13 protein-coding genes are annotated in these 18602 nt (G+C 72.5%); 10 read left to right on the forward strand and 3 right to left on the reverse strand.

Going from position 1 to position 18602, the window contains the following annotated elements; genetic code table 11:
- The first annotated feature begins 196 nt into the window (after positions 1-196).
- The 8 genes from VKK44_RS10070 (at position 197) to VKK44_RS10105 (ending at position 13495) form a co-directional block, all read left to right on the forward strand.
- Positions 197-1192 carry a DUF1702 family protein gene (locus VKK44_RS10070; protein WP_343447733.1) on the forward strand — a complete coding sequence of 332 codons (996 nt, stop codon included), beginning with the start codon at positions 197-199 and terminating at the stop codon, positions 1190-1192.
- Positions 1189-6975: a type I polyketide synthase gene (locus tag VKK44_RS10075; RefSeq protein WP_343446610.1), complete on the forward strand. Its 5787-nt coding sequence runs from the start codon at positions 1189-1191 to the stop codon at positions 6973-6975. The genes VKK44_RS10070 and VKK44_RS10075 overlap by 4 nt, the downstream gene beginning before the upstream one ends.
- Before the next feature lie 2 nt (positions 6976-6977).
- Entirely contained in the window at positions 6978-7418 is a 441-nt protein-coding gene (locus VKK44_RS10080; RefSeq protein WP_343447734.1) for an acyl-CoA thioesterase, read from the forward strand.
- Positions 7415-7948, forward strand: a complete 534-nt coding sequence (locus VKK44_RS10085) for a flavin reductase family protein (protein ID WP_343446611.1) — start codon at positions 7415-7417, stop codon at positions 7946-7948. Before VKK44_RS10080 ends, VKK44_RS10085 begins: the two co-directional genes overlap by 4 nt.
- Before the next feature lie 62 nt (positions 7949-8010).
- Entirely contained in the window at positions 8011-9306 is a 1296-nt protein-coding gene (locus tag VKK44_RS10090) for a cytochrome P450 (protein WP_343447735.1), read from the forward strand.
- A 138-nt stretch (positions 9307-9444) separates the two neighbouring features.
- Positions 9445-11370, forward strand: coding sequence for a CRTAC1 family protein (locus VKK44_RS10095; protein WP_343446612.1), 1926 nt, complete (start codon positions 9445-9447; stop codon positions 11368-11370).
- Positions 11367-12422: an enediyne biosynthesis protein gene (locus tag VKK44_RS10100; protein ID WP_343446613.1), complete on the forward strand. Its 1056-nt coding sequence runs from the start codon at positions 11367-11369 to the stop codon at positions 12420-12422. Before VKK44_RS10095 ends, VKK44_RS10100 begins: the two co-directional genes overlap by 4 nt.
- Positions 12423-12646: 224 nt before the next feature.
- The gene (locus VKK44_RS10105; protein ID WP_343446614.1) at positions 12647-13495 is read left to right on the forward strand and encodes a maleylpyruvate isomerase N-terminal domain-containing protein; all 849 of its coding nucleotides are present in this window, start codon (positions 12647-12649) and stop codon (positions 13493-13495) included.
- Between the two features lie 59 nt (positions 13496-13554).
- Here the strand turns inward: VKK44_RS10105 and VKK44_RS10110 are convergent, their stop codons facing one another.
- The gene (locus VKK44_RS10110) at positions 13555-14910 is read right to left on the reverse strand and encodes a squalene monooxygenase (RefSeq protein WP_343446615.1); all 1356 of its coding nucleotides are present in this window, start codon (positions 14908-14910) and stop codon (positions 13555-13557) included.
- A 251-nt stretch (positions 14911-15161) separates the two neighbouring features.
- Here VKK44_RS10110 and VKK44_RS10115 point away from each other — a divergent pair, with 251 nt between their 5' ends.
- Together VKK44_RS10115 and VKK44_RS10120 are read left to right on the forward strand one after the other, a co-directional pair.
- Entirely contained in the window at positions 15162-15635 is a 474-nt protein-coding gene (locus VKK44_RS10115) for a hypothetical protein (RefSeq protein ID WP_343446616.1), read from the forward strand.
- Entirely contained in the window at positions 15632-16171 is a 540-nt protein-coding gene (locus tag VKK44_RS10120) for a copper resistance CopC family protein (RefSeq protein WP_343446617.1), read from the forward strand. Before VKK44_RS10115 ends, VKK44_RS10120 begins: the two co-directional genes overlap by 4 nt.
- A gap of 38 nt (positions 16172-16209) precedes the next feature.
- Here VKK44_RS10120 and VKK44_RS10125 read toward each other — a convergent pair whose 3' ends face one another.
- Positions 16210-17268 carry a thioesterase domain-containing protein gene (locus VKK44_RS10125; RefSeq protein ID WP_343446618.1) on the reverse strand — a complete coding sequence of 353 codons (1059 nt, stop codon included), beginning with the start codon at positions 17266-17268 and terminating at the stop codon, positions 16210-16212.
- 87 nt (positions 17269-17355) lie between these two features.
- Positions 17356-18552 (reverse strand): MFS transporter, encoded by a 1197-nt coding sequence (locus VKK44_RS10130; RefSeq protein ID WP_343446619.1) that lies wholly within the window; start codon positions 18550-18552, stop codon positions 17356-17358.
- Between the last annotated feature and the right edge of the window lie 50 nt (positions 18553-18602).

Genomic DNA, 18602 nt, shown 5'->3' on the forward strand with positions numbered 1-18602 from the left:
GACTCCTGCATTGCGCTGATCTGCGGGAAACCGTAATTCCCACTCTCCAGTTCCTATTTCCGCAGTGCTCAGGGTCGGCTTTTTCGCGGTTCGGTGGTGCGGTCGTCGCAGTGAATGCGAACGACCGCAATGCAGGAGAATTTTCTGCCCACGGATGCGTAACAATGAGGCCTAAGTGGGCAGACCGGAGAAGATGATGACTGCTTGGAGCAAGCTTCGACGCCGCATTCTGACCCCCGATGTGGGGCAGACGAAACTCAGTACGCGTGGATTTCACCTCAAGGACGAACAGGCCCGCGACCGCCTCGAGACGGTCGGCAGCTCGTTCCTGCACGGGTTCGCCGCCGCCGCGGAGGCGGACGGACCGCCGGAGGCGGCACCCGTGGTCGAGTCGGCGCCGGCCGCGTTCCGGGGCTTCGCCTACGAGGGCGCGGCGATGGCCTTCGCGATCCGCGACGCCCTGCCCGGGCGATCGCGGCACGTCGCCCGGTTCCTCGCCGACCACGACGAACACGTCTACATGGCGTACGTCGGGGTGGGCTGGGCGATGGCCCGCCTGCCGCGTCCGTTGTGGTCGCGCCTGCACGCCCCGGACCCCTTGCTGCGTTGGCTCGTCCTCGACGGGTACGGGTTCCACCAGGCCTACTTTAGGACCGATCGGTACGTTCGCCGGCGGGACGCTCCGTCGGTCTTTCCATGGCCTACCGACGGTCCACGGGACTACTCCAGGGACTACTCCCTGCGAGCGATCGACCAGGGCATCGGACGGGCCTGCTGGTTCGTGGCCGGAACGGACGCCGGGCAGCTCGTCCGCCTCCTGGACGCGTTCCCCGCACACCGTCGCCCCGACCTGTACGCCGGCGCCGGGCTCGCCGTCTGCTACGCCGGCGGCGCAAGTGAACAGGAACTGACCTGGCTCGCCCGGACCGCGGGGGAGTACCGGCTGGAACTCGCGCAAGGCGCGGCGTTCGGCGCCGCGGCACGCCAACGAGCCGGTCTGGTGATGCCGCACAACGAACTGGCCACCGGCGTCCTCTGTGGAATGTCCGTGGGCGAGGCGACACAAGTGACCGACGAGGCGCGGGCCGGACTGCCCGCCGACGACGTCCTGCCCACCTACGAAGTCTGGCGCCAGCGCATCAAGAGCGCCTTCGTTCCGTTGGTAGCGACACGAAAGCCGAGTGAGCAATGACCAGTATTGCCGTGGTCGGGATGGCGTGCCACTACCCCGACGCGCGTTCACCGCAGGAGCTGTGGGAGAACGCCATCGCGGGTCGCCGGGCGTTCCGGCGGCTCCCCGACGTCCGGATGAACCATGACGACTACTGGGATGCGGACCCGGCCGCCCCGGACCGCTTCTACGCGCGCAACGCCGCCGTCCTTGAGGGCTACGAGTTCGACCGGGTCGCCTACAAGGTCGCCGGCAGCACGTACCGGTCCACGGATCTGGCCCACTGGCTGGCCCTGGACACCGCCGCGACGGCGCTGGCCGATGCCGGGTTCCCGATGGGTGAGGGCCTGCCGCAGGAGCGGACCGGGGTGATCGTGGGCAACACCCTGACCGGGGAGTTCTCCCGCGCGAACCAGATGCGGCTGCGCTGGCCGTACGTGCGGCGGACCGTGGCGGCGGCGCTGCGGGCGGAGGGCTGGGACGACGAGCAGCTGTCCACCTTCCTCGCCAGCTACGAGAAGGCGTACAAGAGCCCGTTCCCGCCGCTCGACGAGGACACCCTCGCCGGCGCGCTGTCGAACACGATCGCCGGCCGCATCTGCAACTACTTCGACCTCAAGGGCGGCGGATACACCGTCGACGGCGCCTGCTCCTCGTCGCTGCTGTCCGTGGTGACCGCGTGCCGGGCGCTGCTCGACGGAGACCTGGACGTCGCCGTCGCCGGCGGTGTCGACCTGTCCATCGACCCGTTCGAGGTCATCGGCTTCGCCAAGACCGGCGCGCTCGCCACCGGTGAGATGCGGGTCTACGACCGTGCCTCCAACGGGTTCTGGCCCGGCGAGGGCTGCGGCATGGTGGTCCTGATGCGCACCGACCGGGCGGTCGAGGCCGGCCACCGGATCTACGCCTCGGTCGCCGGCTGGGGAATCTCCTCCGACGGCCACGGTGGCATCACTAGGCCCGAGGTCGACGGCTACCGGCTCGCGCTGCGCCGCGCGTACACCCGGGCCGGCTTCGGCGTCGACACCGTCGGGCTCTTCGAGGGGCACGGCACCGGCACGAAGGTCGGGGACGCCACCGAGCTGACGGCGCTGTCCAGCGCCCGCGAGGCGGCGAACCCCGAGGCGCCGCCGGCCGTGATCGGCTCGATCAAGGGCATGATCGGCCACACCAAGGCCGCCGCCGGGGTGGCCGGGTTCATCCGCGCCGCGATGGCCGTGCACCACGAGGTGCTTCCCCCGAGCGTCGGTTCCGTCGACCCGCACGAGATCCTCACCGACGACGGCGCCCGGCTGCGCACGCTGCGCAAGGCCGAGCCGTGGCCGGCCGAGGTGGAGGTGCGGGCCGGTATCACCGCGATGGGTTTCGGTGGCATCAACACGCACGTCGTGCTCGAACGCCACGGGCCGCGCCGGTCGGTGCCGGACCGCCGGGTGCGTGCCCTCGCCGCCTCGGTCCAGGACGCCGAACTGCTGCTGGTGGACGCCGCCTCGGCGGAGGAACTCGCCGCCCGGCTCGCCGAGCTGAGCGCCTTCGTGCCGACGATCTCGTACGCGCAACTCGGTGACCTCGCCGCGACGCTGCACCGCGACCTGCGGGGCCGGCCGTTCCGGGCGGCGGTCGTCGCCTCCTCGCCGGAGGAGGCCGAGCGGCTGCTGACCGCGGCCCGCGAGGCCGTCGAGTCCGGCGAGGCGACGCTGATCCGTCCGGACGGCCGCTTCCTGCTCGGACACGTCAGCGGCCCGGCCCGGATCAGCTTCCTCTTCCCGGGGCAGGGCTCCGGACGCGGCGTCAGCGGCGGCGCGCTGCGGCGGCGGTTCGCCGAGGTCGAGGACGTCTACCTGCGCGCCGCGCTGCCGACCGGCAGCGACGTCGTGGCGACCGAGGTGGCCCAGCCGCGCATCGTCACCGGGTCCGTCGCCGGGCAGCACGCCCTGGCGCTGCTCGGCATCGAGGCGTCGACCGCGATCGGGCACAGCCTCGGTGAGATCGTGGCCCTGCAATGGGCCGGCGCCATGAACGAGGACACCCTGCTGCGGGTGGCCGGCCTGCGGGGCCGGACCATGGCCGGGCACAGCCGGGCCGGCACGATGGCCGACATCGGGGCGCCGCCCGAGGCGCTCGACGCGATCATCGGGGACCTCCCGGTGGTCGTGTCCGCCTACAACGGACCCCAGCACACCGTCGTCTCCGGCTCGGTCGACGCGGTCGAGGCGGTCTGCCGCAAGGCCCAGGCGGCCGGACTGACCGCGACGCGGCTGCGGGTCTCGCACGCCTTCCACTCCCCGCTGGTGGCTCCGGCCGCCGACGCCTTCGCCGACACGCTCGCGGACGAGACCTTCCACCGGGTCGGCGCCCGGGTCGTCTCCACCGTCACCGGTGACGTGCTACCCGCCCGGACCGACGTGCGTGCGCTGCTCCGCCGCCAGATCACCGACCCGGTCCTGTTCAACCAGGCCGTCGCGCTGGCCGCCAAGAACACCGACCTGTTCGTCGAAGTCGGGCCCGGGCAGGTGCTCACCGGGCTGGCCGGCACGGTCACGGATGTTCCCGTGGTCGCGTTGGACACCGACAGCGAATCGCTCGCGAGTCTGCTCCGGGTCGCCGGCGCCGCGTACGTCACCGGCGCCGCGCCCGCCCCGGCGGCGCTGTTCGACGGCCGCCTCGTGCGGCCGCTGGAGGTCGGCGCCACGTTCTCCTTCCTGGCCAGCCCGTGCGAGCAGGCGCCGGAGCTCGGCGCGACGATCGAGCGCGGCCCCGCCGTGGCGACGACGCCCGTCGTCGCCGAATCCGCCGGGCCGGCCGGTGAGTCCACCCAGGACCTGCTGCGACGGCTCACGGCGGACCGCGCCGAGTTGCCGCTCGAACTCGTCGGGCCGGACAGCCGGCTGCTCGACGACCTGCACCTCAGCTCGATCACGGTCGGTCAGGTGGTGAACCAGCTCGCCCAGCGCCTGGACGTGCCGCCGGCCCAGATGCCGATCAACTTCGCCACCGCCACCATCCGCGAGCTCGCCGAGACGATGGAGGCCCTCGCGAACACGGCCCGGGACAGCGATGCCGCCGCCGCTCCGGTGGTGGCCGGGGTGGCCGCCTGGGCCCGGCCCTGGCGGGTCGACCTCGACGAGGTGCCGCTGCCGGCGGTCCCCGCCGACGCCGCCGCCAAGAACGGCCCGTGGCAGCTGCACGCCGACGCGGACCACCCGTTCGCCGCGGCGCTCGCGAGCACGCTCGAACAGTCCGGGCTCGGCAGCGGTGTCCTGGTCTGCCTGCCGCCCGACTGCACGGAGGAACAGCTGGAGTCCGCTCTCCGGGGCGCCCAGCAGGCCCTCGCCGCCGGCAGCACCCGCTTCGTCCTGGTCGGGCACGGTCGCGGCGCGGCGGCGATCGCCCGGACGCTGCACCTGGAGGCGCCGTCGGTGCTGGTCACCGTCGTGCACCTGCCCGCCGCCACCGACGCCGCGATCGAGCTGGTGGTGAAGGAGGTCGCCGCGACGACCTCCTTCAGCGAGGTGCACTACGACGATGGTGTCCGGCGGGTCCCGACCCTGCGCGCGATGCCGGTGCGCCCGGAGGCCCCGGTGGCCCCGCTCGGCGCGGACGACGTGCTGCTGGTCACCGGTGGAGGCAAGGGCATCACCGCCGAGTGTGCCCTCGCCCTGGCCGGCGACAGCGGCGCCAGGCTGGCGGTGCTGGGCCGCTCCGACCCCGCCCAGGACAGCGAGCTGGCGGCCAACCTGGCCCGGATCGCGGAGGCCGGCGTCACCGTGCGGTACGCCCGTGCCGACGTCACCGACGCCGCGGCCGTACGCCAGGCGGTGCGGGAGCTGTCCGACGAACTCGGCCCGGTCACCGCGGTCCTGCACGGCGCGGGCCGCAACGAACCGGCCGCACTGACGAGCCTGGACCCGGCCGCGTTCCGCGCCGCCCTGGCGCCGAAGGTCGACGGCCTGCGGGCGGTGCTCGACGCGGTCGACCCGTCCCGGCTCCGGCTGCTCGTGACGCTCGGCAGCATCATCGGCCGGGCGGGTCTGCGGGGCGAGGCGCACTACGCCACCGCCAACGACTGGCTGGCCGAGGAAACCACCGCGTTCGCCCGCGCGTATCCCGAGTGCCGCACGCTGTGCCTGGAGTGGTCGGTCTGGTCGGGCGTCGGCATGGGCGAGCGGCTGTCGGTCGTCGAGTCGCTCAGCCGCGAGGGCGTCACGCCCATCACCCCCAGCCAGGGCATCGCGATCCTGCGGCGGCTGGTCTCGGACACCGCGGCCCCGGTGGTGGTGGTGATCAGCGGTCGCACCGAGAGCGTCCACACGGTTCGGTACCACCAGCCGTCGTTGCCGCTGCTGCGGTTCGTCGACCGCGTGCTGATCCGCTACCACGAGGTCGAACTGGTGGTGGAGACGGAGCTGAACGTCGGCGCCGACCGCTACCTCGCGGACCACGATCTCGACGGCAACCTGCTGTTCCCCGCGGTGTTCGGGATGGAGGCCATGGCGCAGGTGGCCGCGGCCGTCTCCGGCTCGGACGCCGTCCCGGTCATCGAACGGGCGGAGTTCCTGCGCCCCATCATCGTCTCGCCGCACGGCCACACGAAGATCCAGGTGGCCGCGCTGCTGACGGACGACGACACCGTCGAGGTCGCGATCCGCAGCGAGGAGACCGGCTTCGCCGCCGACCACTTCACCGCGCGGCTGCGCCTCGACGGCGACAGCGCCCCGGCGGGCCCCCCGGACCAGGTGTCGGACGGGTTGACGCCGGCCCCGATCGCGCCCTCCGACGACCTGTACGGCGTGATCCTCTTCCAGGGCGCCCGGTTCCAGCGACTCCGGCAGTACCACCGGGCCGCCGCCCGTCACGTGGACGCGATCCTGGCGGCCGACGACTCGACCGAGTGGTTCGCCCCGTACGTCTCCCCGACGCTGTTGCTGGGGGACCCGGGCGTCCGCGACGCGCTCATGCACGGCAACCAGGTGTGCGTGCCGGACGCCACGCTGCTGCCCGCCGGCGTGGAACGGATCCATCCCGGCGGCGCGAAGCTCTTCAACGCCCGCGAGCTGCGCTACTGCGCCACCGAACGGGAGCGTGACGGCGACACCTACATCTACGACATCGCCCTGCGCGACGAGGCCGGGACGACCGTCGAGCGGTGGGAGGGGCTGCGGCTGCGCGCGGTCCGTAAGCAGGACGGATCCGGCCCGTGGGTGGCCCCGCTGCTCGGTCCCTTCCTGGAGCGCGCGCTCGGCGACCTGGGGATCACCGACGTGGCGGTCGCGATCGAGCCCGACGGGCCCGTGCCGGCGGACCCGGCCGAGCGGACCGCCGCGCGTCGCCGGACCAGCGCGGTCGCCGCCGGGCACGCGCTCGGACAGCCGGTCGAGATCACGTACCGGCCCGACGGGCGACCCGAGGTCGCCGGGGAACGCACCATCTCGATCGCGCACGGCGCCGGGATCACGCTGGCCGTCGCCGCTGAGGGCCTTCTCGGCTGCGACGTCGAGAGTGTGGCGCCGCGCGGCCCCGAGGAGTGGCAGGGACTGCTCGGCCCGCACGCCGGGGTGGCGGAGCTTCTGGCCGGCCACCCGGGTGAGACGCCGGACCTCGCCGCGACCCGTGTCTGGACCGCGATGGAGGCGATGCAGAAGGCCGGACTGCCGATGCACGGACCGCTCGTCGTGTCCGGCACGGACCGTCCCGGCTGGGTGCTCTTCGGCGCCGGCGGCGCCCGGGCGGCCTCCTTCGTCACCAGTCTGCGCGGCGGCGAGGGGCAAGTGGTGATCACTGTTCTGGCTGGTGCGAAGGGATGACCATGGAGAGCTACTACGAGCTGCGGCACATCATCGGGTTCGAGGAAACGAACATCGTCGGCAACGTCTACTACGTCAACTACCTGCGGTGGCAGGGCCGGTGCCGGGAGATGTTCCTCAAGGACCGGGCACCGGCCGTCCTCGCCGACCTCCAGGCCGACCTCAAGCTCTTCACGCTCAAGGTCGAGTGTGAGTTCTTCTCCGAACTCACCGCGTTCGACGAGATCGCCGTCCGGATGCGGCTGATCGAACTGGCGCAGACGCAACTCGAGTTCGGCTTCGACTACGTGCGCCTCGGCCCGGCCGGCGAGACGCTCGCCGCCCGGGGGACCCAGCGCGTCGCCTGCATGCGGGGCCCGAACAACCGGACGGTGCCCACCCGGGTTCCGGAGGCGCTCGAGGACGCCCTTGAGCCGTACCTCGTCGTCGGAGCCCGGCGATGACGACCTTCGACACCGAAGAGGTGACCGACTCGGCGCACATGCGTCGCGTCTGCGGGACCTTCGCCACCGGCGTCACGGTGGTCAGTGTCGGCGGGGACGAGCCGCACGCGATGACCGCGAACTCGTTCAGCGCCGTGTCGCTCGATCCACCGCTGGTCCTGGTGTGCGTCGACCGGGACGCCCTCATGCACCAGGTGCTCAGCCGCGCCGGCACCTTCGGTGTCTCCGTGCTGGCCTCCGACCAGGAGGCGGTGGCGCGCTACTACGCCGACCGGCGCCGCCCGCTCGGACCGGAACAGTTCGAGTTCGCCGACTGGCGGCCCGGCGGGAGGACGGACGCGCCGTTGCTCGCCGGGGCCGTCGCCCACTTCGAGTGCGAGCTGTGGCGGTCGTACGACGGGGGGGACCACACGATCTTCCTGGGCCGCCCGCGGGGCATGCGCCGGTACGGCGACGGCGACGCCCTGGTCTTCCTCGGTGGCCGGTTCCGCCGGCTCGACATGACGCCGTCCGCGGTGGTGACGTCGTGACCGCGGCCGTCCGCCCGGCGTCGCCGGCGCTGAACGGGCCGTCGCGGGCCGCCGCCATCAACATGTTGATCATGATGAACCGCGACCGCCTCGGCATGATGACCACCGCGGCGGCCCGCTACGGCGACGCCGCCCGGCTGCCGGTCGGACCGAAGACGCTCTACTTCTTCAACCACCCCGGCCACGCCAAGCACGTGCTCGCGGACAACGCCGCCAACTACCACAAGGGCATCGGCCTGGTGCACGCCCGCCGGGCACTCGGCGACGGGCTGCTCACCAGCGAGGGTGACCTGTGGCGCAAACAGCGCAAGGTGGTGCAGCCGGCGTTCCAGAGCCGGCGCATCGCCGCGCAGGCCGGCATCGTCGCCGAGGAGGCAGCCGCCCTCGTCGACCGGCTGCGGACGCTGGGTCGCAACGGCCCGGTGGACGTGTTCCACGAGATGACGGGCCTGACGCTCGGTGTGCTCGGGCGCACCCTGCTCGACACCGACCTCGGCCGGTTCCCGTCGATCGGCCGCGACTTCACCGCGGTGCAGGACCAGGCCATGTTCGAGCTCGCGACGTTGAGCGCCGTGCCGCCCTGGGTGCCGCTGCCGCGTCAGCTGCGGTTCCGGCGGGCCCGTCGTCGCCTCCAGACGATCGTCGACCAGCTGGTCGACGAGCGCGGCGGCCACTCCGGCGACCGCGACGACGTGCTGTCGCGGCTCATCGTGTCCGCCCGGGCCGAGTCCGACCCCCGGGTCGGCCGGCAGCGGCTGCGCGACGAACTCGTGACGCTGCTGCTCGCCGGGCACGAGACCACCGCCAGCACGCTGAGCTGGGCGCTGTACCTGATCGACAGGCATCCCGAGGTGCGCCACCGGATGCGGGAGGAGGCGATCACGGTGCTCGGGGACCGGCTGCCGACCTTCGACGACCTGGGCCGGCTGCGGTACACCGCGATGGTCATCGACGAGGTCGTGCGGCTGTACCCGCCGGTGTGGATCCTGCCGCGCAAGACGCTCGCCGAAGACGTCGTCGGCGGGTACCACGTGCCGGCGGGCGTCGACGTGCTGATCTGCCCCTACACGCTGCACCGGCATCGGGACTTCTGGGACCGCCCGGAGGAGTTCGACCCGGAGCGCTTCGACCCGGTCCGGTCCACCGACCGCCCGCGGTACGCCTACATCCCGTTCGGCGCGGGACCGCGGTTCTGCGTCGGCAACCACCTCGGCCTGATGGAAGCCGCCTTCGTCCTCGCGATGTTGAGCCGGGACCTGAGGCTCACCAAGGTCGCCACGCACGACGTCGTACCGGAACCGATGCTGTCGCTGCGCATGCGCGGCGGCATGCCGATGACCGTCAGCTCGGCCGACTGACGGACGACCGGGTGACCGCGGACCGCGGTCACCCATGACCGCACCACCCAAGAGCCCGTCCTCGCCGGGGCGGGCGTCACCCGAGGGGGACCGTTGCCACCGAAACCAGTGGGTCCGCTGCGCCGGCTCATTCCCGTCATGCTCGTCCTGGTGCTCGTCGCGGGGCTGTTCACGATCTCGCGACTGCCGTCCGCGTCCGCGGCGGACCGGGAGGCGATGGCATCGCGGTTCGCGTTCACCGAACTGCCCATCGCGTTCCCGCCAGGCCTGCCGCAGCGCACGGTCCGCACCGTGAACCCGAAGTACAAGCACATCCGCTCCTGGATCTCGTCGGTCGGCGCCGGAGTGGCGCTCAACGACCTCGACGGGCAGGGCGGAGCCAACGACCTCTGCCTGGTCGACCCGCGCAGCGACAGCGTCGTCGTCACCCCCGCACCCGGCGGGGGCGCCACGTACGCGCCGTTCGTGGTGGACCCGGCGCCGCTGCCGATGGGCCCGGCGATCGCCCCGATGGGGTGCGTGCCGGGCGACTTCAACGTCGACGGCCGGACCGATCTGCTGGTCATCTACTGGGGTCGCACGCCCGTCGTGTTCCTCCAGAAGGGCGACGCCAAGGGCCTGAGCCTGGCGTCGTACCACCCGGTCGAGCTGATCCCGCAGCAGAAGACCACCGACGGCCTGTACCGCGGGCCGCTGTGGAACACCAACGCGACCGCGATCGCCGACTTCGACGGCGACGGCCGACCCGACATCGGCATCTTCAACTACTTCCCGGACTCCCAGGTGCTCGACCCGCAGGGTCTGCCCAACGTGCAGATGAACCACTCCATGTCCCGGGCGCAGAACGCGGGCGGGGCGCACATCCTGCGGTGGACCGGGGCCACCAGCGGCGCCGAGCCGAGTGTCACCTACGAGGTGCAGGACGCGATCGACCCCCGGTACGCCACCGGGTGGACCCTCGCCTCGGCCTCCGCCGACCTCGACGGTGACCTGCTGCCCGAGCTGTACCTCGCCAACGACTTCGGCAACGACCGGTTCTTCCACAACGTGTCGGTGCCCGGCCGCATCAAGTTCAGCCTGGCCGAGGGCCGCCGCGGTCCGCTGGACCCGAAGTCGCTGGTCATGGGGCACGACTCGTTCAAGGGGATGTCCGTCGACTTCGCCGACCTGGCCGGCACCGGCCGGTTCGACGCCTTCGTCAGCAACATCACCGAGTCCTGGGGCCTGGAGGAGAGCAACTTCGTCTGGCTGAACACCGCGAAGACGCCGCAGGAGGCGCGGGACCGGCTCAGCAAGGGCATCGCGCCCTTCGAGAACAAGGCGGCGGCGAAGAACCTCGCCTGGGTCGGCTGGGGCTGGGACGCGAAGATGGCCGACTTCGACAACAGCGGCCGGCTCGTCGTGGTGCAGTCCTGCGGCTTCGTCAAGGGCACGATCAACCGGTTCAACTGGCTCCAGGAGTTGGCTGCCAGCAACGACCTGATGCTGCGCGAGCCCGACATGTGGCCCAACGCCCAGCCGGGCGACGACATCGCCGGCTCCAACGCGCTGGCGTTCTGGGCACCGGAGGGCAACGGCCGCTACGTGGACCTGAGCCCGCAACTCGGGCTCGCCGACCGGACCCCGACGCGTGGGGTCGCCGTGGGGGACACCGACGGCGACGGCCGCCAGGACTTCGCGGTGGCGCGGCAGTGGGGGCCACCGGCCTTCTACAAGAACACCAAGACGGAGACCGGCGACTTCCTCGGCCTGCGGCTGCACCGGCCCGCGCTCGGCGCCGGCCCGGCAGGCGACGCCGGCACCCCGGCGTACGGCGCACAGGCGCGGGTGACCACGGCCGACGGCCGCACCCAGCTCGCCCAGCTCGACGGCGGCGGCGGGCACTCGGGCAAGCGCAGCTTCGACGTGTTCTTCGGGCTGGGCGCCCAGGGCGCCGCACCCGTCAGCGTCGAGCTGAGCTGGCGCGATCTCTCCGGCGCCCGGCACCAGCAGACGCTGTCCCTCTCCGCCGGGTGGCATGACCTCATGCTCACCGACCGAGCCCAGGAGCTGACCAAGTCATGACGGACGTCAAACGCGCCCCGGAAGGCGCGACCACGACGGTCGAGGCCGCCGACGCGGCCCGCAACGGCGCCGGCCCGGGCCGGGCCCGCGGCGGCGTCGACAGCCGCCCGCCCGTACCCCGGGTGGACAAGCGTGACCCCCGCTACCTCGCCCTGCGCAACTTCGCCATCTCCATGTCCATCCTCAACATCCTCGGGTACACGATCCTCGGGTTCGAGCAGCCCTGGACCTGGCCGCTGTTCGTCCTGGCGCTCGGGTACACCGTGGAGCTGGTGATCGAGGCGGTGGCGGCCCGGTCCCTGGGCCGCCGGCCGGCCTACAGCGGCAACGGCGCCTGGGGCGTCTACACGTTCCTGCTGCCGACCCACATCACCGCGCTCGCGGTGAACATGCTGCTCTACGCCAACGACATGTTCTGGCCGATCGCCTTCGCCGTGGTGGTGGCCATCGGGCAGAAGGCGGTGCTCCAGGCCCCGATCAACGGGCGCATGCGGCACTTCATGAACCCCTCGAACTTCGGCATCACGGTCGCGCTGGTCACGTTCTCGTGGGTCAACGTGGCACCGCCGTACCACTTCACGGAGAACGTGCCCGACGTCTTCCGGATGTTCATCCCGATGGTGGTCCTCACCGCGGGCACCATCCTCAACGCGATGCTCACCAAGAAGGTCGCGCTGATCGTGGGATGGGTCGGCGGCTTCGTCATCCAGGCGCTGATCCGGCACTACGTCTGGGACGTGCAGCTCTGGTCGGCGCTGAGCATCATGACCGGAGTGGCGTTCGTGTTGTTCACCAACTACATGATCACCGACCCGGGCACCACCCCGTCAAAAGCTCGGAACCAGTTCATGTTCGGCTCCTCGGTGGCCATGGTGTACGGCGTCCTGATGCTGTTCAACGTGGTCTACACGCTGTTCTTCGCGGTCACCATCGTGTGTCTGGCCCGGGGCCTGTTCTGGTGGGGCAAGTGGCTGCTGGAGCGGCGCGGCGAGCGCACCGCGGTGCAGCCGGTGCCGCCGCCCGCGGCGGTCGAACTGCCGATCGCCCGCTGATCCCACCACCCGGCGCGAACCGGCCGGACCGTCCTCCACGCCCGCGGCGCACCGCGGTCGGGAGGGCGGTCCGGCCGTCTTGACGGTCGCATTCCCGTCACCGCCGCGCGAGACTGCTTGCCCCGGCTGTCGCCTCCGTCGTCTACTGTGCACTCTGGGTACCCGCGATGTTCGGTCACCGCTGGTTCCTCGACGATGCTCGGCAACCGGACGGAGGCACCGGCATGGAAGTGTCCACCCAGCAGTGGGAGTCGATCCGCCACGACCTCACCGCCGCCGGTGAGCGGTTCGCCGCCCTGGTCGAGAAGGCCCCGGCGGACGTGCGGGCGACCCGGGAATGGTCGGTCGTCGACACCGCGGTCCACCTGGTCACGGTGACCGACCTCGACGCCGTCATCACCCGGGCCTACCCCGAACCGGCGTTTCCGCACCCCGGCCTGCACGAGCAGTGGCAGCGCACCAACGTCGACGATCTCGCACTGCTCAACGTCGAGGTGATGCGCCTGTGCGAGGAGCGTGACCCGGGGGCGCTGGCGGCCCGGATCCGCGCGAACTGCGCGGCGATGCTCGACGCCACCAGCGGCGTCGACCCGTCGGCGCCGCTGCCCTGGCTGGGCAGTTCGACGCTCACGATGGCGGGGCTGTTCGCCCACATCATCAACGAGTTCAACATCCACGGTTGGGACATCGCCCGGGCGGCCGGTCTCCCGCACGTGATCCCGCCCGGCGAGGCGGCGTCGTTCTTCGAGGTCTTCTTCGTCGGGCTGGTCCGCGACGGGTACGGCCACCTGCTCGACACCCCGAAGCCGCTGCCCGACGTGCGCGTGGCGGTCGCCTTCCAGTCGCGGCACACCCGCCCGGTGACCCTGCTGCTCGACCGGAACGTCGTGAGCGTCGCCGATCCGGGCACCCGCCCGGACGTCCGGGTCACCTACGACCCGGTGGTGCTCAACCTGATGCTCTTCGGCCGGGTCTCACCCGTGCGGGCGATGCTCTCCGGCGGCGTCCGGGTCGGCGGCCCCAGGCCGTGGCTGATGCTCGCGTTCATGCGTAAGGTCCGCTGCCCGAGCTGACGGTGCGCGGAGGCCGGTGGCCCCCGGCGCGTCGGCAGCGTGGTGACCCCGGGCACCGGTCACCGGCCGCCCGTCACGCCCGCCGGGGGCACCGGCTCCGCGCCTCCACCACCACGCAGGACCCGGCGCGCGATCGCGGGGCGGAGCAGTCGGGTCGGCGGGTCCACGAGATTGAGCACGCGCAGGAACGCCTCGCCCAGCACGGCGTCGGTCCGGGCCGCCGCGTGCAGCCGGTGGACGTACCAGTTGACCAGCCGCACCCGCGCCGAGCGCGGCCCCGGCACCTGCGGGAAGCGCAGGTCCGTGCCGACCGCGATGGACCACGGGCCGTCGATCAGCTTGCCCGCGCCGCGGAAGAAGCGCCGGGCCAGCTGCTCCGGGCCGCCGGCCAGCACCGAGCGCAGCAGCAGGCCCTCGGTGGCGGCGACGGTCATGCCCTGCCCGTACACCGGATTGAAGCTGCACACGGCGTCACCGACCACCAGGTAGCCGAGCGGGAAGCGGCGCAGCCGCTCGTAGCGTCGGCGCACGCTCGCCGGGTAGCGCATCTGGGCGGGGCCGCCCACCGGGACGGCGTCGCGCACGAACCGGCTGATCACCGGCATGCCGAGCGACTCGGCGAACCGCGTGAAACCCTCGTGGTCCGCCGGCGGCTGCTCGCCGAGCATGCCACTGAGCGCCACCGCGAAGCGGCCGTCCTCCTGGGCGGCGACGATGCCGGTCCGTGGACGCCCCGGCACGGCGTTGGTCAGCGCGCCGAGCAGACCGTCGAGATGACCGGGCTCGCGCTCGTAGGTGCGGGTGACGTAGGTGACGTCCACCGGGACCCGCTGCTCCGGTGGGGTCGGGTAGCCGAGTTCGGCCAGCCACACCGGACTGCGGGACGCCCGACCGCAGGCGTCGACCACCAGGTCCGCGTGGATCGGGTACGCGGCGCCGACGCGTGGCGTCACGAGCACCCCGATGATCCGGCCACGGTCCTCGGTGCTCAGCAGCGCGGTCGCCTCCGCGGGCGGGCAGAAGCGGACGTTGCCCAGCTTCCGTACCCGGGCGCGCAGCGTGCCCTCCAGCAGCGGGCGGCTGACCCCCACGCCGACCAGGTCCGACGCGGCGCGACGCATCGGGTGGCCGTCGTTGCACCAGTGCACCTGATCGTGCAGGTCGACAAGGGGCGCGCCGGCGGCGGACAGCTCGTCGCTGAGCCCCTCGAAGAGCTCGTCGAGCGCCCGCCGCCCCTGCGCCAGCAGCACGTGCAGTTGGCGGGACTGCGGAACTCCACGCCGTGCCGCCGCCCCGTCTGGCAACGGGTCGCGGTCGACGATCGTGACGGTGTCGTACGCGTCACTCAGCACCCGGGCGGCTATCAGGCCGGCCATGCTGCCGCCGAGCACCACGGCGTTGCCTGCGGAGACCATGGCGTGATGCTAGGTGGGCCGGACGGCCGCATCGCCTCTCGGCGTGCGCACCTCGACGAGTGCGGCGGCGGGTCGAGACCGCACGGACGAAGATAGCGGTCCGTGTCGGTGGGGTCGCACAATGGAGCGACGCGTGTTCGTTGACATTGGGAGTCGCAGTGTCCAACCTCGTAGATTCAGCGCCGGACACCAGAACCGGCCGCCCCTGGGGGCTGAACGGTCGCCACCACCGGGCCGCTCTCTCCGTTTTCATGGTCATCGTCCTCGCGCACTGGGCCGAGCACCTCACCCAGGCCTACCAGATCTGGGTGCTGGGCTGGACACCCGCGCAGGCGCGCGGCGTGCTCGGGATGCCGTTCCCGTGGCTCATCAAGTCGGAATGGCTGCACTACGGCTACGCGATCGTGATGCTGGTCTTCCTGTTCCTGCTGCGCCCCGGCTTCGTCGGCCGCAGCCGGACATGGTGGACGGTCGCGCTCGCCATCCAGTTCTGGCACCACATCGAGCACTTCCTGCTGCTGGTCCAGGCGCAGAGCGGGCACTTCCTGGCCGGCCGCACGGTGCCGACCAGCATCCTGCAACTGGTGCTGCCCCGCGTCGAACTGCACCTGTTCTACAACACGGTGGTGTTCCTGCCGATGGTGGTCGCCATGTACTACCACCTGCGGCCCTCGCGGGCCGAGTCGCTCGACATGATCTGTAGCTGCCGTCCGCTGCCGGCATGATCTCCGTGTCATCGACCCGTCGCCGGCTGCTCCTCGGTGCCGCCGGCGTCGGGCTGACGCTGCTGGTGGTCTACCTCGCTTTCGGCGGGGCGGCGCCGGCTCGTCTGGAGGCCGTCGAGCCCGCCGACGGCACGTCGGTCGTGGCCTCTCCCACCAGGGTCTCGCTGCGGTTCAACACCGCCCCGCACCCGCGCGTCATGCACCTCACGGTGGTCGGCCCCGCCGGGGAGAAGGTCAGCAGCGGCGATCCGGTCCTGAACGACAACCTGATCAGCGTCCCGGTCTCGGCCAGCCGGCCCGGCCCCTATCAGGTCGGCTACCACGTGGAACTCGACGACGGCACGCCCGTCGCCGGGATCGCCACCTTCACGGTCGGCCAGGGGGCGCCGACCACCGCGGGGCCGGTCGAGGCCGCCGGCGCGGCGCACGAACACCACCTGGAGCGTGACACGAGCACCCTGGTGCTCGTCCTGATCGACCTGGTGCTGGTGGCCGGCCTGGTGTCGGTCCTGCTGCGCCGGCCACGGGTGCGCTGAACCGGCCGCTCCCGGGTCGGGCCGCGTCGAGGCGGTGATCACGCGGTGCCCAGTGCGGCGATCACCTCGGCCACCGCCGGTGCGTGGGACGGGGCGAGCAGATCCAGGTGGGAGCCGGGGACCCGGTGCACGCGTACGCCGCCCCGGCACCGCTCCGACCAGATCTCCAGGCTCTCGTCGTCCACGCGAGGCTCCTGCGGGCGGACCAGCTCCAGCGACCAGGGGTAGGACGGCAGACGGTAGACGCGTTCCGCCTCGGCGTTGACGGGGTAGATCTCGACGAGGCGGCGCAGCCGTTCGGCGCCGAAGCCGGGCGGCAGGACGCCACGGGCGGTCCCCTCGTCGAGGATGCGCGTGCACATCGCCTCGGGGGAGAGCACCGCCAACTCGTCCACCGGCAGGTCGAGACCGAGATTGTGGTTGACCAGGGACCAGAGCAGCCGGGCGCGGGAGGCCGGCGGTTGCTCGCGGCGGGTGACGGCGGTGTCGAGAAGCACCACCGCGGCGGGGCGCTCGCCGTCGTCCGCCATCCGGCTCGCCATCTCGTACGCGACCAGCCCGCCGAACGAGTAGCCGACCAGGACGAGTTGCTCCGGACGGTAGGTGCGGGCCAGTTCCGCGCGGTAGGCGGCGGCCATCTCACCGATGGTGTGGTCCGGCTGCATCCGTGGATCGAGGGCCCGCGCCTGTAGTCCGACGCAGGTGTGGCCCGGCGGCAGCGCGTCGGCGAGGTGCCTGTACCACAGGACGCTGCCGCCGAGCGGGTGCACACAGGCGACCACCGGGCCGTCGGGGTCCCCGGGTCGGATCGGCACGACGGGGGTGGGCGTGTCCGTGAACCCGTCGCGCAGCAGCCGGGCCATCGCGGTGACGCTGCTGGCCCGCGCCATGACCGGTAACGGCAGGGACACCCCGGTGCGCCGTCGGATCTCCGACAGGGTGCGCACGGCCGCCAGGGACGTGCCGCCGTGGGAGAAGTAGTCGTCGTCGACGCCGAGCGCGGGGTTGCGCAGGTGATCGCGCCAGATGCGCAGCAGCACCAGTTCGATGGCGTCGCGTGGTCGGCCGTCCCGGACGGCCTCGGTCGTCTGTGTCATTCCGGTGTCCCCCGTTGGCGGTCGACTGGCGCGGACGCAAGGCCCGCGGCGTTGGTGGTGTCGTGACGCGCGAAGCGGCCCGGCCGGTCAGGACGGGGCCGGCTCCGGGCGGGTGCGGCGTGCCCAGGCCACGACCGGGCCGCTGAGGGCGGCGCCGGCCAGCGGGATCAGGGCGAGGACGAGCCAGCCGGCGGCGCCCAGACCGCCGGTCAGGCCGGTCACCAGGGCGGGGCCCGCCACCGCCGGGACCGCCTGGCCGAGCCGGAACACCCCGGCGTAGCGGGCCTGCGCGCGCTCCGGGGCGAGACCGAACTGCATGGTCCACCGCGCCGTCTCACCGCCGAGCTCGGCGAAGGTCAGCAGGACCGCGACCAGCACCAGCACCGCGATCGCGGGCACCGTCGGCAGCCGGCCGGTCAGCGCGGCCACCGGGCAGGCGGCAGCGAGCAGCAGGAACGCGAACCGCTGGAGGCGCGCGGCGGCCGGAATGGTGTCACCGGCCCGCGACACCCGGACCTGGAGCAGCACGACCAGCACGGTGTTGATGCCGGTCAGCCACGCCGCGAGCGGGCGGGGCGCGTCGGTGGCGGAGACGATCCAGAGGGGCAGGCCGACCAGCAGGATCGTCTCGCCGATCCGGGTGAGGCAGCTCACCTGCGCCACGAGCAGGTAGGGCAGGTCGGCGAGGGGCCGGACGCGTTGCCGGGCGCCCTCCGTCGAGGCGGGCCTCGGCCACGCCGGCAGCAGCAGGTAGAGGCCCGCGACCGCGACCCAGCACGCGGCCACGGCCACCAGCATTCCGACGTACGCCGCCCGCGAGTCGACGGCGAGCACCAGACCGGCCGCCAGGGTGCCGAGCGCGAAACCGGCGTTGAACACGCTCCGCAGGTACGCCGAGACGCGCACCCGGTCGCTCCCGGTGACCGCAGCCGCGATCATGCCGTCCCGGCTGACGTCCCAGGACTGCTCGGCGACGGCGACCAGCGCGACCAGCGGCACGAAGAGCCAGAACTGGCCGGCCGCCAGCAGCAGGAGCACGAACAGCGCTTGGAGCAGCACGAACACGATGGACATCCGGCGGGCACCGTGACGATCGGCCAGCCGGCCGGCCGGGACGCTCGCCGCGATGCCGGCGAGGGCGGCGGCGGAGAGCCCGGCCCCCACCTGGCCGACGGTCAGGTCACCGGCGCGGAGGAAGTAGACCGGCGCGCCGGCCAGATAGAGGCCGGCGCCGATGCTGCCGGCCAGCTGTGCGACCGCGAGCCAGCGGGCGGGGCCGGTCACCGGAACGAGAGCGCCGAGCGCGGAGCGCAGTCGCCCCCGCGGCGCCCCAC

This window comes from Micromonospora sp. DSM 45708 (genome assembly GCF_039566955.1).
GTDB lineage: Bacteria > Actinomycetota > Actinomycetes > Mycobacteriales > Micromonosporaceae > Micromonospora.

What these genes read in the sequence shown, in the direction of transcription:
- VKK44_RS10090 (WP_343447735.1), top strand. Translation starts at nt 8,011, where the DNA reads ATGTTGATCATGATGAACCGCGACCGCCTCGGCATGATGACCACCGCG.
- VKK44_RS10075 (WP_343446610.1), top strand. Translation starts at nt 1,189, where the DNA reads ATGACCAGTATTGCCGTGGTCGGGATGGCGTGCCACTACCCCGACGCG.
- VKK44_RS10105 (WP_343446614.1), top strand. Translation starts at nt 12,647, where the DNA reads ATGGAAGTGTCCACCCAGCAGTGGGAGTCGATCCGCCACGACCTCACC.
- VKK44_RS10095 (WP_343446612.1), top strand. Translation starts at nt 9,445, where the DNA reads ATGCTCGTCCTGGTGCTCGTCGCGGGGCTGTTCACGATCTCGCGACTG.
- VKK44_RS10085 (WP_343446611.1), top strand. Translation starts at nt 7,415, where the DNA reads ATGACGACCTTCGACACCGAAGAGGTGACCGACTCGGCGCACATGCGT.
- VKK44_RS10125 (WP_343446618.1), bottom strand. Translation starts at nt 17,268, where the DNA reads ATGACACAGACGACCGAGGCCGTCCGGGACGGCCGACCACGCGACGCC.
- VKK44_RS10080 (WP_343447734.1), top strand. Translation starts at nt 6,978, where the DNA reads ATGGAGAGCTACTACGAGCTGCGGCACATCATCGGGTTCGAGGAAACG.
- VKK44_RS10120 (WP_343446617.1), top strand. Translation starts at nt 15,632, where the DNA reads ATGATCTCCGTGTCATCGACCCGTCGCCGGCTGCTCCTCGGTGCCGCC.
- VKK44_RS10100 (WP_343446613.1), top strand. Translation starts at nt 11,367, where the DNA reads ATGACGGACGTCAAACGCGCCCCGGAAGGCGCGACCACGACGGTCGAG.
- VKK44_RS10110 (WP_343446615.1), bottom strand. Translation starts at nt 14,910, where the DNA reads ATGGTCTCCGCAGGCAACGCCGTGGTGCTCGGCGGCAGCATGGCCGGC.
- VKK44_RS10115 (WP_343446616.1), top strand. Translation starts at nt 15,162, where the DNA reads ATGGTCATCGTCCTCGCGCACTGGGCCGAGCACCTCACCCAGGCCTAC.
- VKK44_RS10070 (WP_343447733.1), top strand. Translation starts at nt 197, where the DNA reads ATGACTGCTTGGAGCAAGCTTCGACGCCGCATTCTGACCCCCGATGTG.